We start from the raw sequence: 16,947 nt of genomic DNA on the forward strand, positions 1-16,947 counted from the left end.
CAATAATTGCGCATTTCAATAAATGATAAGCATCAAATTTTATATTTGCGCAGAATTACATGAGAATTTCTGCGCATCTAAATTTCCTCCACGATTTCAACGGGAAGCGCGAAACGGATCTTGTGAACGTCGACCTCGTTGAGGATTTTTACCGTTCCCACACCCTGCATAGCCGCGATTTTCTGGCGCAATGCCCAAAGGGCCACCTGGTCTGCGCAGACCACCTGTGCGCAGATGTCGGTGTCGCCAAGCGTCGTCGAGAGATACGAGACTTCCGTCCACTCGCTGAGCCGCTGCACCACGTCGTTGTGGCACCCGGGATCGACGCTGAAGAACAGCAGCGCCATGTGCGACGGACCCAGCTTGGTCGGGTCGGCAAAGGCGACAATCTGCAGGATTCCTTCGTCCTGCAAGCGTTTCAGCCGCAGCCGCACCGTGGCTTCGGCCATGCCGATGTTGCGCGCAACTTCGCGCAGCGAACGCCGCCCGTCGATTTGCAGTTCGCGGATGATGTTGCGATCGAGATCGTCGATCTTGTTCGAATGCGTGATCATGAGGCTCCATCAGGATAGAGTGGATGCCTGCCTATACACCGCTGCGGGCATGTTGACGAGGACGGCCCGCGAATTCTTGCGCAAACCATCACTCCTGAACGGATTTTCTGCGCAAACAAAAAGTCTGTGCGGGACGCTACGCGCCCACCCGACGTTCGGGATCGTTGGCAAGCTCGATCGGCTGTCCATGCGGCGTTGCCTCCGCCGCGCGCTGCCAGCTTGCCTGCAGCGAAGCGATATCGGCCTCACGCATCAGGCCCAGCCGGACGAGCAGTGCGGAAAGTGCTTCCACCCAGCATTCGAAATAATCGCTGCCATCCTCGGCTCGCCCCGGGCGATGGACTTCCGTGGTCAGCGCCTCCGCCCACTCGCTCCACGCAAACAGGCCGCGCTCGTGCAGATGCACGGTCAGCGCAAAAGCCTCCGCCATCCACGGTTCGGGAAACACCGGATCGCCCTCCGCCGATTTCGGCAGGCCCGGAGATTGCGCCAGAACGGAGCGCTGCTCACAGGCGTTCAAGATAGCTCTCCCAGGCATCGATCGAGATCGTCAGCGTCGGATCGGCGCCCTCGCCCCAGATCTCCGGGGCATCGAAGACGACAGTGTAGAGCCATTGCGGATTTTCGCCGCGACCATGGGCATTGTCGTCGGGAAACACGAAGGCCCCCTGCACCGCCTCGACGATCCCCTGCTTTGCCCGGGCATAACGCGGCAGTCGAGTGTGGCCGGTCGGGTTGAAGTTGCGGGTCCTGACCCGGTCGCCGACGGCAAAAACCGGTTTTGCCTCGGTCGGCCGCTCGCACGGCCCGCCCCGCGCCAGCGCCGCCGGCACGTTTTCCGCCTGCAGGACACGCTTCGGCGTGGTGCCGACACCTGACATGTGGCCGGAGAAGAGTTCCTCGCGGGTCGCGAAACCGTGGCGCTCCAGCAGCGTATCGATGCCGCGGATCCAGATCTCATAATAGCTGGCCGAAAGATAGTTGGCCGGCGAGATGTTTTCCCGGGCGTGGCGGCTTTCGTCGATGTTCCAATGGCCCATCGCGCCGCAGCACAACGTCAGCCCGAGCGCCCGCTTTTCCCAATCCGCGTGAAAGATCGGCTCGTTGTTTTCCGGCGCGACGGCCCCGAAACCCATCTGGCCGCCAAGATCGTGCGGCCCGTTCATGCCCTTGCCTCCGGTGCGCGCGCCACACCGGTGCCGATCATCGCATCGCGGCTGACGAGATCGGCAAGCGCTTCTTCATCGAGCTGTTCGGTGCCTGCCGGCCGTTCGGGGATGACGAGATAACGCAGTTCCGCCGTCGAATCCCAGACACGGATACGGGTCTGCTCGGGCAGCGACAGGCCGAATTCGGCCAGCACGCCGCGTGGATCGATAACGGCCCGCGAGCGATAGGCCGGCGCCTTGTACCAGACCGGCGGCAACCCCAGCACCGACCACGGATAACAGGAGCACAGGGTGCAGACGACAAGATTATGGGTATCCGGCGCGTTGAAGACAGCCCGCATATGTTCGCCCTGCCGCCCGGTAAAGCCGAGGCTGGCGATTGCCGCCGTGGCATCCCGTTTCAGCCACTCGGCAAAGGCCGGATCGCTCCAGGCCTTTGCGACGACCTTGGCGCCATTGCGCGGGCCGACTTTCGTTTCGTAGGTCTCGACGATCACATCGATCGCGCCGGGGTCGATCAACCCCTTTTCCGACAGCAGGCTTTCCAGCGCTTTTACGCGCGCCTGCATATCGGAGTAATGGTTCTCCGGGTGATCGTGGTCGTGATCGTGCCCATGGTGATGATGATGGTCGGCCATGTCCTGCTCCCGATGTTCGAACCGATCTTACTTGAGCATCGGCCACAAACTCAACACCAACAACACCGCCATGACGATGTTGAACCATTTCAGCCGCACCGGCACGGACAGCCACTCCCGCAGCGCCGAACCGAAACCCGCCCATGTTGAAACGCTCGGCAGGTTGACCACCCCGAAGGCCAGGCCGACGATCATGACGGTGAAGAAATATTGCTCGGTGTCGGTGTAGGTGGCCATAGCCGTCACCGCCATCACCCAGGCTTTCGGGTTGACCCATTGAAATGCCGCGGCGCCGAGAAACGTCATCGGTCGCGCCCCTGCCTCCGCCTCGCCGATCGCCCGCGACGTGCCGATCTTCCAGGCGATCCAGACGAGGTAAGCGCCACCGGCGAATTTCAACGCGGTGTAGAGCAGCGGCACCGTGTGCAGCAAGGCGCCGAGGCCGAAGCCGACGCCGAGCAAAAGCGAGAAGAAGCCGGCGCCGATGCCCAGCATATGCGGAATGGTCCGCCGGAAACCGAAGTTCACGCCGGAGGCAAACAGCATCATGTTGTTCGGCCCGGGGGTGATCGAGGTGGTAAAGGCAAACAAAACCAGCGCAAGCAGCGTCTCGAACGGCATTCCACTCTCCGCAAAGAAGTTCGGCATACTGAAGTCGTTTCGGTTGCGCCAGACGGAAACTTGTCATTGTGACAAACCGGTCGTCTTCGGCGCTGTTCCATCAAGCCCGCCCGGACAAACCGCACCGGAGGCGACCGCAAATCGCTGGCTGCATCGGGGGAAACCGGATATCGTCGCCGCGTCTGCCCGAACGGCGCAACGGAGGAGCTTCATGTCCGATCCCATCCCCACCGTCACCCTCCCTTCCGGTATCAGCGTCCCCGCCCTCGGCCAGGGCACCTGGAACATGGGCGAAAACGCCGCCGATGCCACACGGGAGATCGAAAGCCTGAAGGCCGGGCTTTCCCTGGGATTGACCCTGATCGACACCGCCGAAATGTATGCCGAAGGCGGCGCCGAAAAAGTGGCCGGCCGCGCCATTGCCGGCCAGCGCGACGAGGTGTTCCTGGTCAGCAAGGTCTATCCCTGGAACGCCAGCCGGCGCGGAACCATCGAAGCCTGCGACCGCAGCCTGCAGCGCCTCGGAACCGACCGCATCGACCTCTACCTGCTGCATTGGCGCGGCGATCATCCGCTTGCCGATACCGTCGCCGCCTTCGAAGAGTTGCAGCAGGCCGGAAAGATCGGCGCCTGGGGTGTCTCGAATTTCGACGTCGACGACATGCAGGAGCTTCTGGCCGTGCCGGGCGGCGAAAACGTCGCCGCCAACCAGGTCCTCTACAATCTCGGCCGCCGCGGCATCGAATATGACCTGCTGCCGTTCTGCCAGGAGCGCAACATCCCGATCATGGCCTATTCGCCGATCGAGCAGGGCCGGCTTTTGCATCACCCTGATCTCGTCGATATCGCCAAGGCCTATCAGGCGACGCCGGCGCAGGTGGCGCTGGCCTTCGTTCTCGAACGCGACGGCGTGATCGCCATTCCGAAGACCAGCCATCCGCATCGTGTCGAGGAAAACCGCGGCGCCCTCGACCTCGATATCACCGACGAGGACTGGGCGGTCCTCGACGCTGCGTTTCCGCCGCCGGCGAGGAAAACCTCGCTGGCGATGCTTTAAGACATCTGTTTTCACGCAATTCCGGACACAAACCGCTCAGCGCTTTTGCTGGAATTGCTCCGGCTTTACATGCCCTGCGGGCCGCGGTTCATCGCCGCGATGCCGGTGCGGCAAACCTCGATCAGCCCCAGAGGCTTCACGATCGCCACGAACTGGTCGATCTTCGACGACTTGCCGGTCAGTTCGAAAATGAAATGCTCGACGGTGGCGTCGATCACCTTGGCATGGAAGGCATCGGCCAGGCGCAGGGCTTCCGCACGGCTCTCGCCGGTGCCGGCCACCTTGATCAGCGCCACTTCACGCTCGATCGGCCGCTCCTGCTTGAGATCGCGTGCACGCACCGTCAGGTCGACGACGCGGTGAACCGGCACGATGCGCTCCAGCTGCGTCTTGATCTGCTCCAGCACGATCGGCGTGCCACGCGTGACGATGGTGATGCGCGACAGATGCGATTCATGCTCGGTTTCGGAAACCGTCAGGCTCTCGATGTTATAGCCCCGGCCGGAAAACAGGCCGATGACGCGAGCAAGGACGCCCGGCTCGTTATCGACCAGCACCGAAAGCGTGTGGCTTTCAACCTTGGCCGTTTCCGGCGAGATGAAATAGGCGGAGCCTGTGGGTTGCAGGTGTGCGTTCATGTTGTTTCGTCCGTTGTTTCAGCAAGTGTTTGATTTCAGGACGCCAGCGTGATGGTGGCGTCGGGGAAATGGCGTTTGGCGTATTTTACGAGATCGCGGTCAAAGGTGGCAAAAGCGTCCGCGTGGCGTGCATTGATCACATGAAACGCATCCGCAAAATCCGTGCCGTCTGCATGCGCCGGAAGCACAGCTTGAAGCGTGTCGACCTGCTCGACCTCGAAGAGCGGCAGTTCGAGCATGGAGCCGATCATCCGGTTTATCGCCGGGCGGTCTATTCTCATGACACCTCTCAGCACCCATTCGGTTTCAAGCAGAACCGTTGTCGATACATAAAGCGTCGCCGTCCCCAGCAAGGATTCAGCGTATCTGGCCTCGGGCGAATCCTCATTTGCCAGAAGGCGTGCGAGGATATTCGTATCAACGGCTATTTTCTTCATCCCAGCGCCGGCGCGCTTCCTCCTCTATACCCTTTCGGATCATTTCGTCGGTGAGCGGTGGCCCTTTGTAGACAGGCCGCATCGCCAGAAACTCCTCCACCGTCAGCGTCTTCTTCGGCGCCTCCGCCTTCGCCTCCACCGGCCGCAGCATAATCTCCCTGCCGCCGTCGATGACCTCGAACTCGGTGCCCTCGGAAAAGCCGTGCGCATCACGAACCGCCTTCGGAAGCACGACAGCACCCGCTTTCGACATCTTCGTTCTGCTCATGGGCTTTCTCCGGAACGACGGGATGCGGCCAGGATAGCCGCATCCCCAGCGCTTATCAAACCAGCTGTCGGCCCTTCGCGTCGATGGCGTTGGCGACGGCCTCGTCGGTGGCTTCGTCGGGCAGCAGCATCTCGTTGTGGGCCTTGCCCGAGGGGATCATCGGGAAGCAGTTGGCGAGGTTGGCGACGCGGCAATCGAAGATCACCGGCCGCTTGACCTCGATCATCTCCTGGATCTTGTCGTCGAGTTCACCCGGCTTTTCGCAACGCAGGCCGACGGCGCCGTAGGCTTCCGCCAACTTGACGAAGTCGGGCATGGCTTCTGTATAGGAGTTCGACAGGCGGTTGCCGTGCAGCAGCTGCTGCCACTGGCGCACCATGCCCATGTACTGGTTGTTGAGGATGAAGATCTTCACCGGCAGCCCGTACTGGATCGCCGTCGACATTTCCTGAATGCACATCTGGATCGAGGCATCGCCGGCAATGTCGATGACCAACGCGTCGGGATGGGCAACTTGCACGCCGAGCGCTGCCGGCAGGCCGTAACCCATGGTGCCGAGACCGCCCGAGGTCATCCAGTGATTGGGCGCCTCGAAACCGAAGAACTGCGCCGCCCACATCTGATGCTGGCCGACTTCCGTGGTGATATAGGTATCGCGGCCCTTGCTGAACTCGTAAAGGCGCTGCAGCGCATATTGCGGCATGATGACATCATTGCTCGGCGTGTAGGCAAACGAATTGCGTGCCCGCCAGCGCTTGATGCTCGCCCACCAGTCTTCGGTCTGCGCCTTTTCCGGCTTTTTCGGCAGTGCCCGCCACAGGCGAACCATGTCTTCCAGGACATGGCCGACATCACCGGTGATCGGCACGTCGACCCGGACGTTCTTGTTGATCGACGACGGGTCGATGTCGATGTGGATCTTCTTCGAGTTCGGCGAGAAGGCATTGAGACGGCCGGTAATGCGGTCGTCGAAGCGGGCGCCGACGCAGACCATGACGTCGCAATCATGCATCGCCATGTTGGCTTCGTAGGAACCGTGCATGCCGAGCATGCCGAGCCAGTTCGGGCCGGATGCCGGATAGCAGCCGAGGCCCATCAACGTCGAGGTGATCGGGAAATTGGTGAGTTCGACCAGCTCGCGCAGCAGCTTGGAGGCTTCCGGACCGGAATTGACGACGCCGCCGCCGGTGTAGAAGATCGGCCGGCGCGCCGTTGCCATCAGCTCGATGGCGGCGCGGATGCTGTTCAGGTTGCCCTGTACCTTCGGCTGGTAGCTCTGCTGCGTCAGGTGCTCGGACGGCGGCTCGTAGAAACCGGTGGCAAACTGTACGTCCTTCGGAATATCGACGACAACCGGGCCGGGCCGGCCGGTCTGGGCGATGCGGAACGCCTCATGGATGACGCGAGCCAGATCGTTGACGTCCTTGACCAGCCAGTTGTGCTTGGTGCAGGGGCGCGTGATGCCGACGGTATCGCATTCCTGGAAGGCGTCCGAACCAATCAGCGAGGTCGGAACCTGGCCGCTGAGGCAGACGAGCGGCACGGAATCCATCAGCGCGTCCTGCAGCGGCGTGACGGCGTTGGTCGCGCCCGGACCCGACGTCACCAGCATGACGCCGACCTTGCCGGTCGACCGGGCATAACCTTCGGCCGCATGGCCGGCGCCCTGCTCGTGACGCACGAGGATGTGCTGGATATCGTCCTGCTGGAAGATCTCGTCATAGATCGGCAGCACGGCGCCGCCGGGATAGCCGAAGATATGTTCGACTCCATTGTCCTTCAGCGCCTTGAGAACGATCTCCGCGCCCGTCATCTGCTCTTTGCCCGTCATGCCTGTTTCCGTTCTGCTGCTTGTTCGGGTTGGATGGAAAATTTGGACATAAAAAAAGGCCCCTTTAGGAGCCTGTCTGTCGCGCATGGGTGGCTACCGCCGGGTGGTTAGACCACCCTGCCCATGCGCGTTCCCACCACAATAAGGTTGCCAAAAATCTTCATAGCGCGAAGTGATAGACAGAAATATTCGGCACGTCAACGCGCTTCTTCATAAAACGATGCTGCGCCGCAGCTTGAAACCCGAGCAACTGCCTACACCAGTTGTTAAGCCGGCGTCGTTATGGTCTGGCATGAGGAAGAAGGCCCGCGGCATACGAATTCCGCCCCAAAAAGCCTTCCTGTTTCCGTAACGGGAGCGACGTTGCTAAATAATGACCTCCAGACATCCGGCAAGGCCGGAGAAAGCGAGCGCCGTGACGGGATGCATCCCGGCAACCGCTTTCTCGGACGGGTCATTGCGTGCAACGGTTCGCGCGCCACCATCGCGGCGGTTGCCGAAGCCGGTGGCACCGATCTCACCGAACTCTGGTCCGTCGGCCGGCTGATTTCCATTTCGGTCGGCAAGAACCGTGTTGTCGCGCTGGCCTATTCGATGGCTGTCGGTGACAGAAGCTGGGGCGAAGTACAGGACAACCAGTTTCACATCGAAGTGGAGCTTCTCGGCGAAGTGCAGGTCCATCCCGACGGCCGCGAGCAATTCTCCACCGGCATCTCCCGCTATCCCTATCTCGGCGCCATCGCCCACCGTATCCGCGCCACCGACCTCGTCCGCATCTACGACACCGGCAAGACCGATACCTGCGTCGTCGGCAAGCTGACGCAGGACGAAAGCATCGACGCGACAATCCATATCCCGTCGATGCTGTCGAAACATTTCGCCGTCGTCGGATCGACCGGCGTCGGCAAGTCCACCGCCGTATCGCTGCTCCTGCACCGCGCCATCTCCTCCGACCCGAAGCTGCGCGTCCTCATCCTCGACCCGCACAACGAGTTCGCTGCCGCATTTCCCGATCACGCCGTCGTCATCGACACCGATACGCTCGATCTGCCCTTCTGGCTGATGCGCCTCGAAGAATTCGCCGAGGTCGTTTTCCGCGGCCGTCCGCCGGTGGCGGAAGAACTGGACATGCTGCGCGACCTGATCCCGGAAGCCAAGCGCGCCTTTCGCGGCAGCGACTCGCCGCTGATGCGCCGGCAGACGGAAAAAAGTTCGGTTACCGCCGACACGCCCGTTCCTTACCGCATGGCCGACCTGTTGGCCCTGATCGACGACCGCATCGGCAAGCTGGAAGGCCGCAGCGAAAAGCCTTTCCTGCGTTCGCTGAAGATCCGCGTCATCTCGGCGATCAACGATCCGCGCTATCACTTCATGTTCTCCAACAACACGATCAGCGACACGATCATGGAGACGATCGCCCACATCTTCCGCATTCCGGGAGACAACCGGCCGATCAGCACGTTCCAGCTCTCGGGCATTCCCTCCGAGGTGGTGAATTCCGTCGCCTCGGTGCTCTGCCGCATGGCGTTCGAACTGGCGCTGTGGAGCAACGGCGCCATCCATATGCTGGTCGTCTGCGAAGAGGCGCACCGCTACGTGCCCTCCGATCCGACGCTCGGGTTTTTCCCGACCCGCCAGGCCATTGCCCGCATCGCCAAGGAGGGCCGCAAATACGGCGTCTCTCTCGGCATCATTACCCAGCGGCCGGGCGAACTCGACCAGACGATCCTCTCGCAGTGCTCGACATTATTTGCGATGCGGCTCGCCAACGACCGCGACCAGGAAATCATCCGCTCGGCAATCCCCAATTCCTCGATCTCGACCACCAATTTCATCTCGTCGATCGGCAACGGCGAAGCCATCGCCTTCGGTGAGGCAATCGCCGTTCCCATGCGCATGCGCTTTACCCGCGTCGAGGAGAGCCTGCTGCCGAAGGCCAACGGCGCAACGGCAAAATCAACCGACGAGACGCCCGATACGGTCGATCTGCGCGGCATCGTCAGCCGCATGCGGGCCATTTCCGGCCCCGACATCTCGGCTTTCCAGCAAAGCTACTCGGCGACGCTCGACGGCGAGGATTTCGACAGCGACTTTGCCATGCCGATGCGCGAAGTGCCGGCGCCTTCCATCGAGCGCAGCACGGCGTCTTCCTTGTCGGGTGGAACGCCACCGGAACCCTATCGGTCCGATATGCTGCCCCGTGGCGGCCCGTCCGCACCGCCGGAAGCATCGACAAGCTACGACCCGCGGCGCCGGTCTATGGACGAGCCGCATGCCGCTCAACGCCCGCCGTCAACGACCTATCCCGAGACAAGGCGCATGCAGCCGGCCGACTCTCCGCCGACACCCTATCGGCCCGCCCAACCGGAGACAGACGCCTCCGGCAGCATTCGCCGCGATCCAGGCATGTCGTTGCGCGAAAGCATCCTGAAGAAGCCGCTCAGCAGCCTCTATCGCAAGGATTGAGTGATCGTCAGGGTGTCGCCAGGCGCTCCCAGCTGTCATCCATCTGATTGCGGAACCAGGTCATCTGCCGTTTGGCATATTGGCGTGTTGCCGCCGCACCGCCTTCGATCACCGCCGCCCTGTCGAGTTCCCCGCGCAGGAGGCCGGCGATCTGCGACACGCCGATCGCCTTCATCACCGGCATGTCGAGCGGTAGGTCCTGCGCCAGCAGGGCGCGAACTTCCTCCACCGCCCCCTCCTCCAACATCCGGTCGAACCGGCGGTTGATGCGATCGTGCAGTATGGACCGATCCGGCAGGACGACGATCTTGCGCGACCGGGCGGGATCGACGACCACCGGTCCCGTCGTCTGCTGGAACGTCGAAATCGACCGGCCGGTGCTTTCCAGCACCTCGATAGCCCGCACGATGCGCTGCCCGTCCTGCGGATTGAGCGTCCCGGCCACCTGCGGATCGCGCTCGGAGAGATCGCGGTGCAATGCCTCCGGGCCGAGATCGCGCAACCGCAGCCGCACACTGCAGCGGACATCCTGATCCACCTCCGGCATTTCCGAAAGCCCGCCGGTCAGCGCCTTGAAATACAGGCCGGTACCGCCGACGAAAACCGGCAGACGACCTTCCGCACGCAGCCGCGGCAGCAAGGCCGTCACATCCCGCAGCCAGGCGCCGGTGGAATAGGTTTCGCGCGCCGGGACATGGCCATAGAGCAGATGCGGAACGTCGCCCATTTCGTCTTCGGACGGACGGGCCGTCAGGATGCGCAGCGTGTCATAAACCTGCATGCTGTCGGCGTTGATCACCACACCGTCCTGCTCTTGCGCCAGCTTGAGGGCAAGCGCGGACTTGCCGCTGGCGGTCGGCCCGGTTATCAGGATCGCGTCCCTATCGTTTTCAAGGTTCTTCATCATGGCTTTCGTTGCCACGCTTATGGCCAATCCGTCAAATCCCGTCCTGTCCGCAGCCATCGCGGAACGGGCCGCAGCCACCGTCGAGGCCGCCGGCCTCTACTGGCTGGCAGACGGGATCGCCTGCGACATCATGCTTCGCGACGGCAGCGATACGGCTGAAGCGGAAGCGGCGATCCGTGCCGTGATCGCCGATGCGCCCATCGACGTGGCGCTGCAGGATGCCGACGAGCGCCGCAAGCGTTTCCTCATCGCCGACATGGATTCGACGATGATCCAGCAGGAATGCATTGACGAACTGGCAGCCGAAGCCGGCTTAAAGGACAAGGTCGCCGCCATCACCGCCCGGGCGATGAACGGCGAGATCGCCTTCGAGCCGGCGCTGCGCGAGCGCGTCGCGCTTTTGAAGGGCCTGCCGCTCTCGGTGGTCGACGACGTCATCCGCAAGCACATCACCCTGATGCCCGGCGGACCGGAGCTGATCGCCACCATGCGGGCGCGAGGACACTACACGGCGCTCGTCTCCGGCGGCTTCACGGTCTTCACGGGCCCGATTGCAGCCCGGCTCGGCTTCGACGAAAACCGCGCCAACGTGCTGCTGCAGGAAGACGGTTTCCTCAGCGGCTTCGTTGCCGAGCCGATCCTCGGCAAGCAGGCGAAGGTCGATGCGCTGCTCGACATCACCCAAAGGCTTGGCATCTCGCCGCAGGAGACGATGGCCGTCGGCGATGGCGCCAACGATCTCGGCATGCTGCAGCTGGCCGGCTCAGGTGTTGCCCTGCATGCCAAGCCCGTCGTCTCGGCGCAGGCAAAGATCCGCATCGACCACGCCGACCTCACGGCCCTGCTCTACCTGCAAGGCTACCGCAAGCACGAATTCGTCACCGGCTGAAGCAAGACGATCTTCGAAGGCAGGCCTCCATGCATATCCTCGACGCCGAAAGAGTGCGATTGCGCAACTGGAAAGAGACCGACCGTGATCTCTTCCATGAGATCAATGCCGATCGCAAGGTGATGGAATTCTTTCCCTTCCGCCGGACGAAGGCGGAATCCGACGTCCTGTTCGACAAGGTCCGGGGAATGATCGATGACACCGGCTTGGGCTTCTATGCCCTCGTCGACAGGATCAGCGACGAGCCGATGGGGTTTTGCGGCCTGTCGCGACCCAATCTGGAACCGCAACTGGAAACCCAAGGCGTCGAGATCGGCTGGCGGCTGGCGACACGCTTCTGGGGTAAGGGTTATGTGACGGAAGCGGCAGCGGCGCTGATGCAGCACGGTTTTGTCACCGTCCAGCTTCCCGAGATCGTCTCGTTTGCCGTCAGTGCCAATCATCGCTCGACGGCGGTGATGGAGCGGCTCGGGATGCGACGGGACCCCGGCCGCGATTTCGATCACCCCCGCGTGCCCGACAGCCATCCGCAGCTGCGCCGCCACGTCGTCTATGTCGTGACCAATCAGGAATGGCTCGCCCGCCAAGCGGGCAAGCCCTGACTGCAGCCGGCCGCTATTCCAGCGGCAGGGCAACGAAACGCAGGTCGCCCGTGGCACCCGCGATCATCAGATGCGCATTGCGCCGGCCTTCGCTCTTCAACTCGCCAAGCTTCTTGGTGACGGCCGCCGGCGTATCGACGAAGCTCTGCGCCACCTCGACGATGACCTCGCCCTTCTTGACACCCTTCTGGGCTGCCACGGAGCCATCGGCGACCTCGGTGATCAGGACACCTTCCACGCCTTCGGAAATGCCGAAGGACTTGCGCCCTTCCGCATCCAGCGCGCCGAGCGTCATGCCCAATGTCGCCGCCGGCGTCACGTCGCCATCCTCCTGCGGTGTATCGGGCGTTGCCTGCTCATTGTTGTCCGCATCCGGAACGGTCTCTTCCTCGCCTTCCGGAACGATGACGGGATCGGTCTGCGCCGCCGCCGTGTCGACGCTGTCTTCCAGGCGACCGAGCGTCACCTTGACGGTCTGTTCCTTGCCGTCGCGCAGGATGACCACGTCGACTGCCTTGCCGACCGGGCTTTCCGCCACGACGCGCGGCAGGTCGCGAACCTCGGCAACGGCCTTGCCGTCGAATGTTAGGATCACGTCGCCGGTCTTGATCGGGCCGTTTTCCACCGGTCCGCCCTTGACGACGCCGGCAACCAGCGCGCCACGCGCCCGGTCGAGGCCGAGGCTCTCGGCGATGTCATCGGTGACCGGCTGGATGCGCACGCCGAGCCAGCCGCGACGCGTCTCGCCGAACTCGATCAACTGCTTGACGATATTCTCCGCCAGTTCCGTCGGCACGGCAAAGCCGATGCCGATCGAACCGCCGCTCGGCGAGATGATCGCCGTGTTGATGCCGATGACCTCACCCTTCATGTTGAAGAGCGGGCCGCCGGAATTGCCCTTGTTGATCGCCGCATCGGTCTGGATGAAGTTGTCGTAGGGGCCGGCATTGATGTTGCGGCCGCGGGCCGAAATGATGCCGACCGTCACCGAGCCGCCGAGGCCGAACGGATTGCCGATCGCCATCACCCAGTCGCCGATGCGCATCACCTTCGAATCGCCGAATTTCACCGCCTTGAGCGGCGCCTTCGGCTCGACCTTGAGCACCGAAAGGTCGGTCTTCGGGTCGGTGCCGATCAGCTTCGCCTTGAGCTTCGAGCCGTTCGGAAACACCACCTCGATATCGTCGGCGCCCTCGATGACGTGGTTGTTGGTGACGATGAAGCCGGCCGGATCGATGACGAAACCGGAACCCAGCGAATTGACCTTGTGGCTGCCGCTGCCGTCATTCTCGCCCTTGAAGAAATCGTTGAAGAACTCCTGGAACGGCGAGCCTTCCGGGATCTGCGGCAGCGGTCCGCTTTCGTCCTTCTCCTTGACGTTCTGAGACGTCGCGATGTTGACGACGGCGTCGAGCAGCCCTTCCGCCAGATCCGCGACCGAAGCCGGCCCGGTGCCGGGCGGCGTCCCTTGTGCCTGCACGGCAGGCACTACTGCGCCAACAAGCAGGCTTGCGGTCGCCAGCATCACCAGTGAACGTTTCAGGGATGATCGTATCGTCAGCGCCATAGGGCTTCCTCATGCTGGAATTGCGGGACGCGGCGAAGGCCACCATAATTCGGAATGATCACAGGTTAAATGGCCTTTTCAGGGCAGCCGGATCATATTGCCGCGAGCAGGCCACTTGTCGGCCCCCTTGTCCACACCAAAGAAAGAGGCCGGAAAACCGGCCTCTCGAAGTCTCGTGTCATGCCCGGTCGGGCAATCAGTTCGCCGGAACCGCTGCGCCGCCGGTGACCGGTACGGCGCCATCTGCCGGCTGCGCCGCAGCGCCGGCCGAATTTTCGAAATAGCGGAAGAATTCCGAGTTCGGCGAAAGCACCATCGTCGTGTCCGGGCTGCCGACCGCCGCCACGTAAGCGCGCATCGAACGGTAGAACTCGAAGAACGACGGGTCCCGCGAAAAAGCGTCGGCAAAGACGCGGTTCCGCTCGGCATCGCCTTCACCGCGCAGGATTTCCGAATCGCGCTGGGCTCCGGCGATCAGCTCGACCACCTGGCGGTCGGCGATAGCGCGACGGCGCTGGCCTTCTTCGTTACCGCGGGCGCGGATCAGTTCCGCTTCGGCAAGACGCTCGGCCTTCATGCGCTCGAAGGTCTGCTGCGAGACTTCCTGCGTCAGGTCGGTGCGGCGGATGCGGACGTCCTCGATGCGCAGGCCGAGCGATTCGGCATCCGGGCGCAGGTCGTCACCGACCTCCTTCATCATCGAGGCACGCGCATCGGACAGTGCCGATTCGAAGCCGCGCAGACCGTAAACCCGGCGCAACGAAGCATCGAGACGGGTACGCAGGCGCGATTCGGCCGCTTCCCGGTCACCCGAGACGGTTTCGCGGAAACGACGCGCATCGGTGATCTTGTAGACCACGAAGGCATCGACCTCGTAGAACTTGCCGCCCGAAACCTGGACGCGGATATTGTCCAGATCGAACCGCAGGGCCTGGTCCTGCACGTACTGGACGCGGTCGGCATCCATGAAGGCGAACGGCAGCTTGAAGTAGAGGCCGGGCTCCGTCTTGACGTCGCGGATCTGACCGAAGCGGACGACGATCGCCTGCTCGCGCTCGTTCACCACGAAAACCGACGAATAGATAATCCCGAGAACGACGACGAGGCCGATCAGGAAAGCGGGCAAACGATTGGACATCACTGCGTCCCTCCCTGCTGCGACTGCGGACGGGTGATCTCGTTGAGCGGCAGGTAAGGCAGCACGCCTTGCTTTTCGTCGATGATGATCTTCTTCGAGTTCTTCAGCACGTTTTCCATCGTTTCGAGGAAGAGACGCTTGCGCGTGACATCCGGCGCCTTGGAATATTCGTCGTAGATAGCAACGAAACGTTGCGCTTCACCTTCCGCTTCCTTGACGACGCGATCCTTGTAGGCGGCCGCTTCTTCGCGGTTCTGCGCCGCCTGACCACGGGCCTGACCGAGCTTCTGGTTGGCGTACTGGTTGGCTTCCTCGACGAAACGGTCTTCGTCCTGCTCGGCGCGCTGCACTTCATCGAACGCGTCGGCGACTTCACGCGGCGGTGCCGCATCCTCGATCGCCACGGCATTCACCGAGATACCCGAACCGTAATGGTCCATGGTCGTCTGGATGGTGCTCTTCACTTCGGCGGCAATCTGCTGGCGGTTGTCGCGGAAAATATCCTGCGCCGGACGGCGGCCGACCACTTCGCGCATGGCGCTCTCGGCCACCTGCTGCAGGGTCTCTGCCGGATTTTCGAGATTGAAGAGGTAGGACTTCGGATCGCTCACCGTATAGAGCACGGAGAACTGCACGTTGACGATGTTCTGGTCGCCGGAAAGCATCAGGCCGGAATTCGAAGAAGACGACGCCTTCGAGCCGATATTCTGCTGCTGCTCGGTCACCTTGACGATTTCGACGGTTTCGAACGGCCAGAGGTGGAAATGCAGGCCGGGCATGGCGACTTCCTGCTTCGGCTTGCCGAAGCGAAGTTCAACGCCACGTTCGTCCGGCTGGACGGTGTAGATCGACTGGATGAGCCAGAAGATGACGAGGACGCCGGCGAGAATGACGAGCACGCCGCCGTTGAAACCACCGGGAATGATATTCTTCAGCTGGTCCTGACCCCGCCGGATGATATCTTCGAGATCCGGAGGGCCGCCATTGTTGCCACCGCCGCCGCCACGCGGGCGGTTCGGTCCCTGGCCCCAAGGCCCCTGATTATTGCCGCCACCGCCCCCCCAAGGGCCGCCGCCGCCACCATTCTGATTGCTCCAGGGCATCAAAACCTCATCTGTAAGACTTGCGCAAACGGTCGTACCCGCAATCCATATGACTGCCGGCACGCGTTATCCACCTTATAGGTATCGCAGACAGTGCTTTCAACGCGACATGCTAAACTTCGGGCCAATTAACGGAAAATAGTTAAACTTTGGCCGCCCGCCGCCGGTAGATAACAAAGCGGGTGGCATAACTGTCGCGCTCACCGGCGGGAACGACTTCCTCGTCGCCTTTTTCCCAAAACGCTGGATCGATGGCGGGAAACCGCGTGTCGCCCTCCACCACACAGTCCACGTGGGTGACATAGAGGATATCGGCCCGATCCAGCGCCTGCCGGTAGATTTCGCCACCGCCGATCACCGCAATTTCCGGCGCATCCGTTTCCGCAGCCAGAATTGCCGCCTGTGCCAATGCCGCATCGAGATCATGAACGGCATCAACGCCCGCAAATTGAAAACCCGTATCGCGGGTGATGACGATGTTCGGCCGTCCCGGCAACGGCTTGCCGATCGACTGCAGCGTCTTGCGTCCCATGACCACCGGCTTGCCGAGCGTCAGCGCCTTGAAGCGCTTGAGATCGGTCGACAGCCGCCACGGCATGTCGCCGTCACGGCCGATGATGCCATTCTCCGAAACGGCGACGACGATGGAAATGGCGGGAACTGGCATGCATGTCCTTTCTGCTTGGAGACAAGGCTCTCCCCGCATCTCTTACATCCGGTTTCTTTGCGGCGCCATCTCCTGCATGGAAAGCGTGTCAAAAGGGGTGAAACTTAGATTTTCGTTCACCATCGCCACTAAACGAATAGAAACAAAAAGCACCTAGTGTCGCCTCCAGAAGAGAAAATCTGAATTTTTCATTTTGATAGACATCAATAAACGGGGCGTCGCACCTTAGGGAGTCAGGATATGCCATTAAGCGCAACAGACCGTAAGACCTTTGACGACAAAGTCGTACCCGGGGTTAGGGAAGTATTTGGCAGCGACGCCCTCACCCGGACCCAAGCATCCTTTATACTGGCCGAACTGGAAAAGAACCCCTCGGCAGCCAACTCGTTTTTCGC

At 62.1% G+C, this 16,947-nt stretch carries 18 protein-coding genes; 4 read left to right on the plus strand and 14 right to left on the minus strand.

Features of this window, described 5'->3' with window-relative positions; genetic code table 11:
- Positions 1-77: 77 nt before the first annotated feature.
- From ACSQ3I_RS16205 to ACSQ3I_RS16225, 5 genes are all read right to left on the minus strand, one after another.
- Complete coding sequence (locus ACSQ3I_RS16205) at positions 78-554, minus strand: Lrp/AsnC family transcriptional regulator (protein WP_436000558.1); 477 nt, start codon at positions 552-554, stop codon at positions 78-80.
- Between the two features lie 136 nt (positions 555-690).
- The gene (locus tag ACSQ3I_RS16210) at positions 691-1,074 is read right to left on the minus strand and encodes a nitrile hydratase accessory protein (protein ID WP_436000560.1); all 384 of its coding nucleotides are present in this window, start codon (positions 1,072-1,074) and stop codon (positions 691-693) included.
- Positions 1,061-1,720 (minus strand): nitrile hydratase subunit beta, encoded by a 660-nt coding sequence (nthB, locus tag ACSQ3I_RS16215; RefSeq protein WP_436000561.1) that lies wholly within the window; start codon positions 1,718-1,720, stop codon positions 1,061-1,063. Before nthB ends, ACSQ3I_RS16210 begins: the two co-directional genes overlap by 14 nt.
- Complete coding sequence (gene nthA, locus ACSQ3I_RS16220) at positions 1,717-2,361, minus strand: nitrile hydratase subunit alpha (protein WP_436000563.1); 645 nt, start codon at positions 2,359-2,361, stop codon at positions 1,717-1,719. Before nthA ends, nthB begins: the two co-directional genes overlap by 4 nt.
- A 27-nt stretch (positions 2,362-2,388) precedes the next feature.
- Positions 2,389-2,982, minus strand: a complete 594-nt coding sequence (locus tag ACSQ3I_RS16225; protein WP_436000565.1) for a LysE family translocator — start codon at positions 2,980-2,982, stop codon at positions 2,389-2,391.
- Between the two features lie 211 nt (positions 2,983-3,193).
- Here ACSQ3I_RS16225 and ACSQ3I_RS16230 point away from each other — a divergent pair, with 211 nt between their 5' ends.
- Positions 3,194-4,039, plus strand: a complete 846-nt coding sequence (locus tag ACSQ3I_RS16230) for an aldo/keto reductase (RefSeq protein ID WP_436000566.1) — start codon at positions 3,194-3,196, stop codon at positions 4,037-4,039.
- 65 nt (positions 4,040-4,104) lie between these two features.
- Here ACSQ3I_RS16230 and ilvN read toward each other — a convergent pair whose 3' ends face one another.
- The 4 genes from ilvN to ACSQ3I_RS16250 are packed head-to-tail and all read right to left on the minus strand — an operon-like array spanning position 4,105 to position 7,195.
- Complete coding sequence (gene ilvN / locus ACSQ3I_RS16235; RefSeq protein ID WP_109460035.1) at positions 4,105-4,677, minus strand: acetolactate synthase small subunit; 573 nt, start codon at positions 4,675-4,677, stop codon at positions 4,105-4,107.
- 35 nt (positions 4,678-4,712) lie between these two features.
- Positions 4,713-5,114 carry a type II toxin-antitoxin system VapC family toxin gene (locus ACSQ3I_RS16240; protein WP_436000569.1) on the minus strand — a complete coding sequence of 134 codons (402 nt, stop codon included), beginning with the start codon at positions 5,112-5,114 and terminating at the stop codon, positions 4,713-4,715.
- Positions 5,095-5,382 carry an AbrB/MazE/SpoVT family DNA-binding domain-containing protein gene (locus ACSQ3I_RS16245; RefSeq protein ID WP_436000571.1) on the minus strand — a complete coding sequence of 96 codons (288 nt, stop codon included), beginning with the start codon at positions 5,380-5,382 and terminating at the stop codon, positions 5,095-5,097. The genes ACSQ3I_RS16240 and ACSQ3I_RS16245 overlap by 20 nt, the downstream gene beginning before the upstream one ends.
- A 55-nt stretch (positions 5,383-5,437) precedes the next feature.
- Complete coding sequence (locus ACSQ3I_RS16250) at positions 5,438-7,195, minus strand: acetolactate synthase 3 large subunit (protein ID WP_436000720.1); 1,758 nt, start codon at positions 7,193-7,195, stop codon at positions 5,438-5,440.
- A gap of 381 nt (positions 7,196-7,576) precedes the next feature.
- Between ACSQ3I_RS16250 and ACSQ3I_RS16255 the strand changes: the two genes are divergently transcribed.
- Complete coding sequence (locus ACSQ3I_RS16255) at positions 7,577-9,679, plus strand: helicase HerA domain-containing protein (RefSeq protein ID WP_436000573.1); 2,103 nt, start codon at positions 7,577-7,579, stop codon at positions 9,677-9,679.
- 7 nt (positions 9,680-9,686) lie between these two features.
- Here the strand turns inward: ACSQ3I_RS16255 and miaA are convergent, their stop codons facing one another.
- Positions 9,687-10,586 carry a tRNA (adenosine(37)-N6)-dimethylallyltransferase MiaA gene (gene miaA, locus ACSQ3I_RS16260; RefSeq protein ID WP_436000575.1) on the minus strand — a complete coding sequence of 300 codons (900 nt, stop codon included), beginning with the start codon at positions 10,584-10,586 and terminating at the stop codon, positions 9,687-9,689.
- Between miaA and serB the strand changes: the two genes are divergently transcribed.
- Both serB and ACSQ3I_RS16270 read left to right on the plus strand, forming a co-directional pair.
- A complete protein-coding gene (gene serB / locus ACSQ3I_RS16265; protein ID WP_436000577.1) occupies positions 10,585-11,475 on the plus strand; it encodes a phosphoserine phosphatase SerB in 891 nt (296 codons plus the stop codon). The two genes, miaA and serB, sit on opposite strands and share 2 nt — an antisense overlap.
- Positions 11,476-11,504: 29 nt before the next feature.
- Positions 11,505-12,077, plus strand: a complete 573-nt coding sequence (locus ACSQ3I_RS16270) for a GNAT family N-acetyltransferase (protein WP_436000579.1) — start codon at positions 11,505-11,507, stop codon at positions 12,075-12,077.
- A gap of 13 nt (positions 12,078-12,090) precedes the next feature.
- On the opposite strand, the gene ACSQ3I_RS16275 is transcribed toward ACSQ3I_RS16270, so the two are convergent.
- The 4 genes from ACSQ3I_RS16275 to ACSQ3I_RS16290 form a co-directional block, all read right to left on the minus strand.
- Positions 12,091-13,644: a Do family serine endopeptidase gene (locus ACSQ3I_RS16275; RefSeq protein WP_436000581.1), complete on the minus strand. Its 1,554-nt coding sequence runs from the start codon at positions 13,642-13,644 to the stop codon at positions 12,091-12,093.
- A gap of 196 nt (positions 13,645-13,840) precedes the next feature.
- Complete coding sequence (gene hflC / locus ACSQ3I_RS16280; RefSeq protein WP_436000583.1) at positions 13,841-14,782, minus strand: protease modulator HflC; 942 nt, start codon at positions 14,780-14,782, stop codon at positions 13,841-13,843.
- On the minus strand, positions 14,782-15,885 hold the full coding sequence (gene hflK, locus ACSQ3I_RS16285) for an FtsH protease activity modulator HflK (protein ID WP_436000585.1): 1,104 nt from the start codon (positions 15,883-15,885) through the stop codon (positions 14,782-14,784). The genes hflC and hflK overlap by 1 nt, the downstream gene beginning before the upstream one ends.
- Before the next feature lie 142 nt (positions 15,886-16,027).
- Positions 16,028-16,552, minus strand: coding sequence for a dihydrofolate reductase (locus ACSQ3I_RS16290; protein WP_436000587.1), 525 nt, complete (start codon positions 16,550-16,552; stop codon positions 16,028-16,030).
- Between the last annotated feature and the right edge of the window lie 395 nt (positions 16,553-16,947).

The sequence above is a fragment of the Rhizobium sp. LjRoot30 genome, from assembly GCF_964253915.1.
Taxonomy (GTDB): Bacteria; Pseudomonadota; Alphaproteobacteria; order Rhizobiales; family Rhizobiaceae; genus Metarhizobium.

Bases quoted from the DNA above. Each gene is read 5' to 3' on its own strand.
- ACSQ3I_RS16205 (WP_436000558.1), bottom strand. From the start codon at position 554: ATGATCACGCATTCGAACAAGATCGACGATCTCGATCGCAACATCATC.
- nthB (WP_436000561.1), bottom strand. From the start codon at position 1,720: ATGAACGGGCCGCACGATCTTGGCGGCCAGATGGGTTTCGGGGCCGTC.
- nthA (WP_436000563.1), bottom strand. From the start codon at position 2,361: ATGGCCGACCATCATCATCACCATGGGCACGATCACGACCACGATCAC.
- ACSQ3I_RS16225 (WP_436000565.1), bottom strand. From the start codon at position 2,982: ATGCCGTTCGAGACGCTGCTTGCGCTGGTTTTGTTTGCCTTTACCACC.
- ACSQ3I_RS16230 (WP_436000566.1), top strand. From the start codon at position 3,194: ATGTCCGATCCCATCCCCACCGTCACCCTCCCTTCCGGTATCAGCGTC.
- ilvN (WP_109460035.1), bottom strand. From the start codon at position 4,677: ATGAACGCACACCTGCAACCCACAGGCTCCGCCTATTTCATCTCGCCG.
- ACSQ3I_RS16240 (WP_436000569.1), bottom strand. From the start codon at position 5,114: ATGAAGAAAATAGCCGTTGATACGAATATCCTCGCACGCCTTCTGGCA.
- ACSQ3I_RS16245 (WP_436000571.1), bottom strand. From the start codon at position 5,382: ATGAGCAGAACGAAGATGTCGAAAGCGGGTGCTGTCGTGCTTCCGAAG.
- ACSQ3I_RS16250 (WP_436000720.1), bottom strand. From the start codon at position 7,195: ATGACGGGCGCGGAGATCGTTCTCAAGGCGCTGAAGGACAATGGAGTC.
- serB (WP_436000577.1), top strand. From the start codon at position 10,585: ATGGCTTTCGTTGCCACGCTTATGGCCAATCCGTCAAATCCCGTCCTG.
- miaA (WP_436000575.1), bottom strand. From the start codon at position 10,586: ATGATGAAGAACCTTGAAAACGATAGGGACGCGATCCTGATAACCGGG.
- ACSQ3I_RS16270 (WP_436000579.1), top strand. From the start codon at position 11,505: ATGCATATCCTCGACGCCGAAAGAGTGCGATTGCGCAACTGGAAAGAG.
- ACSQ3I_RS16275 (WP_436000581.1), bottom strand. From the start codon at position 13,644: ATGGCGCTGACGATACGATCATCCCTGAAACGTTCACTGGTGATGCTG.
- hflC (WP_436000583.1), bottom strand. From the start codon at position 14,782: ATGTCCAATCGTTTGCCCGCTTTCCTGATCGGCCTCGTCGTCGTTCTC.
- hflK (WP_436000585.1), bottom strand. From the start codon at position 15,885: ATGCCCTGGAGCAATCAGAATGGTGGCGGCGGCGGCCCTTGGGGGGGC.
- ACSQ3I_RS16290 (WP_436000587.1), bottom strand. From the start codon at position 16,552: ATGCCAGTTCCCGCCATTTCCATCGTCGTCGCCGTTTCGGAGAATGGC.